Genomic DNA, 6,289 nt, shown 5'->3' with positions numbered 1-6,289 from the left:
AAAACTTAATCAAAACGCAAATTAATTTGGTAAAATAGCCTCTAAAATCAGAGGTATGAATTATTCAGGAGTAAATAGCATAATTAAATTCTCTGATGGTAATCCTAAGTTAGAAGAAAAATTAATCACAGACTTAATAGAATCTGGTGTAGAAGGTCTTATTCTATTTCCAGCTTCTTCTAAGTATTTTTCATCTAAACTATTGGAACTATCATCTAATAACTTCCCCCTAGTACTTGTCGATAGATTTATGGAAAAGTTTCCAACATGCAATGTTGCTATCGACAATAAAGCCGCATCTAAAATGCTTATAAATCATCTAGTTGAAAATGGCCACAAAAAGATTGGCATAATTACAGCAATAACAGAAATTACTTCGAATGAGGATCGTGTTGAGGGAGCAATTAGAACTATGCTAGAACACAGTTTATCAATTGAACAAGACCGATTGCTCACAGATTTAAAATCCATGGTACCTGGTAAACAGACTCAACCTGCAGAAGATATTGAAAGAATTAAACAATTTTTAGTTCAAAACGAAGATATTACAGCCATATTCACTGGAGAATATGCAGTAGCAATTTTAGTTGAACAAGCAATAGAAGAATTAGGTAAAAAAGTTTATAAAGATATATCTATTGTATGTTTTGATCATCCTTATATCCCTAAAGTCAATAGACATACTCTACTATTTACTCACGTAGCACAAGATGAAAAGGCAATAGGCGAATTAGCTTTTGATTTACTACTAAGAAAAATGGAAGAACCCGATTTAATTGAAAAAATTATCGTTCCCCATAAATTGATTAAAGGAATGACAGTAAAAGAATTGTCCTAACTTTTATTAAGTTATTGAGTCAGTAATAAAAAAGCATTCTTAAATTCTAACTCAAAAAAGTGAGTCAGAATTAAGAATGCTTTTTCTATATGATAAAATATCTTTTATGCTTTCTGTTTTGCTATTATCAATTAAATTGTTTCTCGTATTGTGGACTGCACTGGAAATAGCACTCTCCTAATAACTTGTTCTCGTATAAGCTGGACAACAGGGCCTGTTAAAAAGGCCAGCATAAGTGTCCCTATTCCTACAGTAGCACCAAAGAAAAAGCCAATAAGTACGGCTAGCACATCAACTGTTACACGTGCCGCAAAGAACGGAATTCTTCCTATACTTGCATCCACTACTATTGTTGTAATAGCATCATATGGAGCAATTCCTAATCCAGATTCCATATACATAGAGATACTGATACAGGCGATAAGAACGGCAACTGTCGTTACAATTAATCTGAAAGACAGCGAAGGAAAGTCAGGCAAAAATGTCACGACGATATGATAAAAGAAGTCAGATACGAATCCGACCATAACCATGTTAACAATGGTTCCTAATCCAATCGTGTGTCTTTTTTTCTTCCAAACTATCGCAAATAAAACGAAGTTGATTAGGAGTTGGTATAAACCGAAAGATAAAGGGAGTGAGGAACTGACCCCTAAGTTCATCGTTGTATAAGGATCCGTTCCTAAATCGCCATAACGTAACAGTGAAATTGAAAAACCCAGCATGAATATACCGACTGCCATAAGTAAGGTATTAATATGTTTTCTCATTTATTTCCTCTATTCTCATATTATTGTTTATATTGCCGACATTATAAGTCGAATAATACGTGACGTCAATGTTTGCTTTCAAAAAGTAATGTGTTTTTCACCATTTTCGACTGTGTTCCTTCTCTTTGTTTAGCTAGAAGGAACACACTATAGTATTAACAACACTTTGTCTTTTTATCCAATGTAAGAGCTAATTGAATAACATTTGAATAAGGGGCAATGTGAGTGGAGCTAGAATAACAACCACAATACCAGTCACAACGATGGATAGCCCTGACATAGCTCCTTGAACATCTCCCAGCTCTATGGCTTTCGTTGTTCCCATAGCATGTGAGGAACTTCCTATTGCTATGCCTTGAGCAACTGGATCATCTATTTTGAACAGTCTGAATACTGTGGGAGCAACCAGTGCCCCAATCACTCCAGTAAAGACAACGACACCAACAGTTAAAGAAATAATTCCCCCTAAGGATTCTGAAACGCCCACTGCGATAGCTGTTGTAATGGACTTTGGAATCAGAGTCGCCACCATATCCTCTTCAAATTGAAACAGCAAAGAAAAACCAAAAATCATCAGCGTATGAAATATAACTCCGGTGAATATACCCGTTAATATGGCATGGTAATATTTTCTCAGGTGTTCAATGTTTTTGTGCAGTTTAATAGCCAAAGCTACCGTTGCTGGAGTGATAAAGAGATTGAAAAACTGACCGCCTATATTGTACGTTTCAAGTGGAATATCCATGAAGACCAGAATCAGTATGATCACGACTATCGAAAAAACAAGAGGTGTAAATAAGGGGTTCGGCCATTTTTTATTTAAAGCCCCTGCTATAAGATATAAGCCAATAGTTAATGTAATCCACATAATGGGACTCAAAAGAAGTAATTCAAACATTTATCTCTCTCCTTTCTTGACGGTTTTTTCTGCTTTAACATCTGTCCGTTTTTTTATCCTTTGAACCACTTTACCGACAAAAACCATCATAAGAATAGTAGTCACGACCATGATAACAAGGAGCTGTAACCATGCATCTGCTAATATATCGAAATTAGAAATTAAGGCGACTCCAGCAGGAACAAAGAATATTCCCATATTATCTGTTAACCATGTTCCAGCTTCTTCTACTTGTTCTACTTTAATCACTCTAAATTGGAGAGCTAAAAAAAGTAAGACCATCCCAATCACACTTCCGGGTATGGCTATATAAGGCAAAATAATAGCTGAAAGCATTTCACCTAAAAACGAAAATAAAAATATCCAAAATAATTGCTTAATAATTTTCAAACCGGCACTTCCTAATCTAATGTTCATTCTGTATTTAATTTCTCAGACTATCCTTGCTATAAAAAAACAACCTACTATATAATAGCATATTGCTTCCTCCAGCTGCATGGAACTATGTTACAAAAATCATGAGACTATTAGCTTATAAAGCCTTTATGAATCCCTTTAAGTCAGTTGCCCTGTTATGTGATGACAATCAAACCAAACGTTCTTTTCAATAAAAAACAGAAGACATGAATCAGTCTTCTGCTTTTCATTCTATTCCATTCGTTTTTAAAGTCAAGACGACTAAATCAGGACGATTATTGATTCGAACAGGAAAGATACTATTTCCCAGTCCTCTACTTACAATCATTTGAGTGCCGTTCTCTTCGTACAAACCACTTGTATATTTGGGGAAGAATCCCTGTGAAGGAGAATATAGTCCCTCAATGAAAGGCAGACGTATTTGTCCTCCGTGAGCATGCCCAGTAAAGGCGATATCAATGGATGTCGACGCGTAAATGTCCATTAATTCTGCGCGATGAGATAATAAAATAGTATAATCCGTTCCACTTTCTTCTATTAAGGTAGCTAGAGTTTCTTCAATGACTTTTTCAGCCGTTCCTGTTTCTTCGATTTCATCCTGAGTTAATAATAGAGGATCTTCCAAACCGACTAAACCGATTGTCTCTCCCTCTTTCTCAAGACTGTCAAAATCATTATCTAAATTTCTAACTCCTATGCTGTCTAATTCTTGACTGAGATCTTCATATTCTCCAGATGCAATTTCGTGATTCCCAGAGACATAGTAAACTGGTGCAATGTCTATCATCTCTTCCACTGCTTGCACAGCGAAGTCCAAATCTGTTCTGTTTCGATCAATTAAATCCCCAGTGATAAGAATGATGTCCGGATCCTGGTCACTTATTTTATCGTGTAGGTCTCCTTTAAAATCTTTTGTGTGCAAGTCGGATACCTGTACAATTGTATAGTCATGAAAGGTTTCTGGAATTCGTTCGTCATTAATTGAATAATAAGAGACTTCTATCGAATTGTTCTGATAGTAGCCATAGAAAGCAAAACCAAACAGTAAAGTAAGTATCAGTAAAAGCGAGAGTTTTTTTGAAATTTTCACATTAAATTACTCCTTTGAAAAGTTGCATGCCTTATACTATACTCTATTTACTTAAATAATGATAGTCCCACCCATCCAGTCAAATCAGTTTTTTTCATACCACTTTTTCTCGATTTTCTGTAAATATAAAGTAAGCGGTGAATAGCTAGGTACCTGTGAGTCCTGGCGGCCTCCTGTTAAACTTAAGATATCTTAAGTACACAGGAGGTTTTTAATATAGAAAAGAACAAACACTCTATCATACCGGTGACTCTGCATGAGGATAAAACTACTCGTGGACACATTGAGAAGCCCCAGCCACAGAAAATAGTGGCACATTTAAGAAATAATCAGACGGAGCTACTTATATACGATGGTATCAAACCGTCGACATTGAGGGTTCTCCTCGCGGAGATGTCATTCAATGAAGCTCGTTGATTTTACTCAAGTAGAGAATATTTTTATCGTGTGTGGAAAGACGGATATGCGCCGTCAAATTGACGGATTAGCTGCGACCATCACAGAAGAATATGATATGGATGTTTTTAAAGAGGCTCTCTTTCTCTTTTGTGGTGGAAAAAAGGATCGATTCAAAGCTCTTTACTGGGAAGGCGACGGCTTCCTTCTCTTATACAAACGTTTAGAGAATGGGAAATTGAATTGGCCGCGTAACCAGAACGAGATTCAAAAGTTAAGTGCGCAACAGCTGCGTTGGCTGCTTGAAGGACTATCTGTCAACCAAAAAGTTTCTATTAAACCTGCGGTTAAAGGAAGTATAGCCTAAGAAATGAGAGAGAAATTGATGAAAAAATCAATGGCTCTCTCGTTTTCTTTTTCTGATTAGTGTACAATTTAAGTACTATTTATGTGAGGAGAAGCAGATATGTCTATTAAGAGCGAAAAACAGTTTGAAGTGATTATTGAAAAGTTAGAACAGCTGTTAGAAGAAAACAAACAACTGAAGACCCTTATCGCTCAAAAAGATGATGAGCTTTCCTTACAGAAAGAACAAATCGAATTCTTAACTCAGAAATTGTACGGTCCAAAGAAGGAAACGTTGAAAGATAATCCCAATCAAGGCAATCTCTTCAATGAGCGCCTTTTTAGCGATCCAGAGCAGACTGGTGACCAAAGCGACGAAGATGAAGTCATTATTACAACAGAACGTCGCCGCAAAAAACGTAAAGGATTAAAAGACAAGCAGTTGTCATCTCTTCCTACTGTTGACCACATTCATGAGCTTGAATCTTGCACGTGTCCAACATGCAAAGAAGAAATGAAAGAAATCAGCACGCAACTCATCCGTCAGGAAGTTAAATTTATCCCGGCGAGAGTTGAAAACCACAGACATTTCCAGAAAACATATGCCTGCGCGAACTGTGAGAAAAGCGGAACGCGCACGCCGTTTGCGAAATCTGAAATCCCCAGACTTCCTTTAAATAATACAGCCGCTTCTGCGTCATTGATAGCGGAAACCATGTATCAAAAATTCGAGCAAAAAGTCCCGGGCTATCGCCAAGAGGCTTATTGGAATCTGCTTGGCTATCCGATCCCTCGACACACCATTGCGAACTGGCACATTAAAACGTCCCAGTATTATTTCGAAGCACTGGTAGCTGTCATGCGACAAGAACTGTTGAACCAGAAGGTTCTACACGCCGACGAAACGACATTCAAAGTACTGAATGACAAAGACCGACAAAAGTCCTATATGTGGTTATTCAGTACCGGCAAATACAGCGAACGTGCCATACATATCTACAAGCTTGGTCCATCACGCAGCGGCTCTGTCCCTAGAGATTTCTTAGAGGAGTACACTGGCTATCTACATAGTGATGGATTCTCCGGGTACAACAACCTTCCAGGGATGACGATGATTGCCTGTCTGGCGCATATCAGACGGAAGTTCTATGATGCCCGTCCAAAGAACTATTCCAGTAAGAGTGTCGCTCATAAGGGAGTCACGCTGTGTAACGAGTTGTTTGCGTTGGATAAGTCCCTCAAGGACTTATCTGTTAGCGAACGGTATGACCAGCGCCTGGAATTAGTGAAGCCGAAGCTTGAAGCCTTTTTTGACTGGTGTGAATCCCTAACTGCGCATGGCAAACTTGGCACAGCGATTAATTATGCGCTGAATCAGAAAGAGCGGATGATGAACGTTCTGAAGGACGGCCGTCTCGTGCTATCCAACAATCTAGCCGAACGTGGCATCAAGTCACTCGTTATGGGAAGAAATTATGTGTTGAAACTTGTTATGTGCTCAAATTAAGTTCAATAGTGTTATAACAACATATTTA

At 37.7% G+C, this 6,289-nt stretch carries 7 protein-coding genes; 3 read left to right on the top strand and 4 right to left on the bottom strand.

Features of this window, described 5'->3' with window-relative positions; all coding sequences use genetic code 11:
* Nucleotides 1-55 precede the first annotated feature (55 nt).
* On the top strand, nt 56-838 hold the full coding sequence (locus tag ABDZ53_RS00535; protein ID WP_343752901.1) for a substrate-binding domain-containing protein: 783 nt from the start codon (nt 56-58) through the stop codon (nt 836-838).
* 131 nt (nt 839-969) lie between these two features.
* On the opposite strand, the gene ABDZ53_RS00530 is transcribed toward ABDZ53_RS00535, so the two are convergent.
* The 4 genes from ABDZ53_RS00530 to ABDZ53_RS00515 all read right to left on the bottom strand — a co-directional run bounded on the left by ABDZ53_RS00530 (nt 970) and on the right by ABDZ53_RS00515 (nt 4,013).
* On the bottom strand, nt 970-1,608 hold the full coding sequence (locus tag ABDZ53_RS00530; protein ID WP_343752899.1) for a YczE/YyaS/YitT family protein: 639 nt from the start codon (nt 1,606-1,608) through the stop codon (nt 970-972).
* Nucleotides 1,609-1,798: 190 nt separating this feature from the next.
* Nucleotides 1,799-2,506 (bottom strand): LrgB family protein, encoded by a 708-nt coding sequence (locus ABDZ53_RS00525; protein WP_343752897.1) that lies wholly within the window; start codon nt 2,504-2,506, stop codon nt 1,799-1,801.
* Nucleotides 2,507-2,896, bottom strand: a complete 390-nt coding sequence (locus ABDZ53_RS00520; protein ID WP_343752895.1) for a CidA/LrgA family protein — start codon at nt 2,894-2,896, stop codon at nt 2,507-2,509.
* Nucleotides 2,897-3,149: 253 nt separating this feature from the next.
* Entirely contained in the window at nt 3,150-4,013 is an 864-nt protein-coding gene (locus ABDZ53_RS00515; RefSeq protein WP_343752894.1) for a metallophosphoesterase, read from the bottom strand.
* 403 nt (nt 4,014-4,416) lie between these two features.
* On the opposite strand from ABDZ53_RS00515, the gene tnpB reads away from it, so the two are divergent.
* Nucleotides 4,417-4,776 carry an IS66 family insertion sequence element accessory protein TnpB gene (tnpB, locus tag ABDZ53_RS00510; protein ID WP_343752892.1) on the top strand — a complete coding sequence of 120 codons (360 nt, stop codon included), beginning with the start codon at nt 4,417-4,419 and terminating at the stop codon, nt 4,774-4,776.
* 99 nt (nt 4,777-4,875) lie between these two features.
* Complete coding sequence (tnpC, locus tag ABDZ53_RS00505) at nt 4,876-6,261, top strand: IS66 family transposase (protein ID WP_343752890.1); 1,386 nt, start codon at nt 4,876-4,878, stop codon at nt 6,259-6,261.
* The last annotated feature ends 28 nt before the right edge of the window (nt 6,262-6,289 follow it).

This window comes from Alkalibacterium iburiense (genome assembly GCF_039521845.1).
Taxonomy (GTDB): Bacteria; Bacillota; Bacilli; order Lactobacillales; family Carnobacteriaceae_A; genus Alkalibacterium; species Alkalibacterium iburiense.
This window is presented reverse-complemented; position numbering and strand designations above follow the sequence as displayed.

Coding starts and splice junctions, on each gene's coding strand:
- tnpC (WP_343752890.1), top strand. CDS start 4,876: ATGTCTATTAAGAGCGAAAAACAGTTTGAAGTGATTATTGAAAAGTTA.
- ABDZ53_RS00535 (WP_343752901.1), top strand. CDS start 56: ATGAATTATTCAGGAGTAAATAGCATAATTAAATTCTCTGATGGTAAT.
- ABDZ53_RS00530 (WP_343752899.1), bottom strand. CDS start 1,608: ATGAGAAAACATATTAATACCTTACTTATGGCAGTCGGTATATTCATG.
- ABDZ53_RS00525 (WP_343752897.1), bottom strand. CDS start 2,506: ATGTTTGAATTACTTCTTTTGAGTCCCATTATGTGGATTACATTAACT.
- tnpB (WP_343752892.1), top strand. CDS start 4,417: ATGAAGCTCGTTGATTTTACTCAAGTAGAGAATATTTTTATCGTGTGT.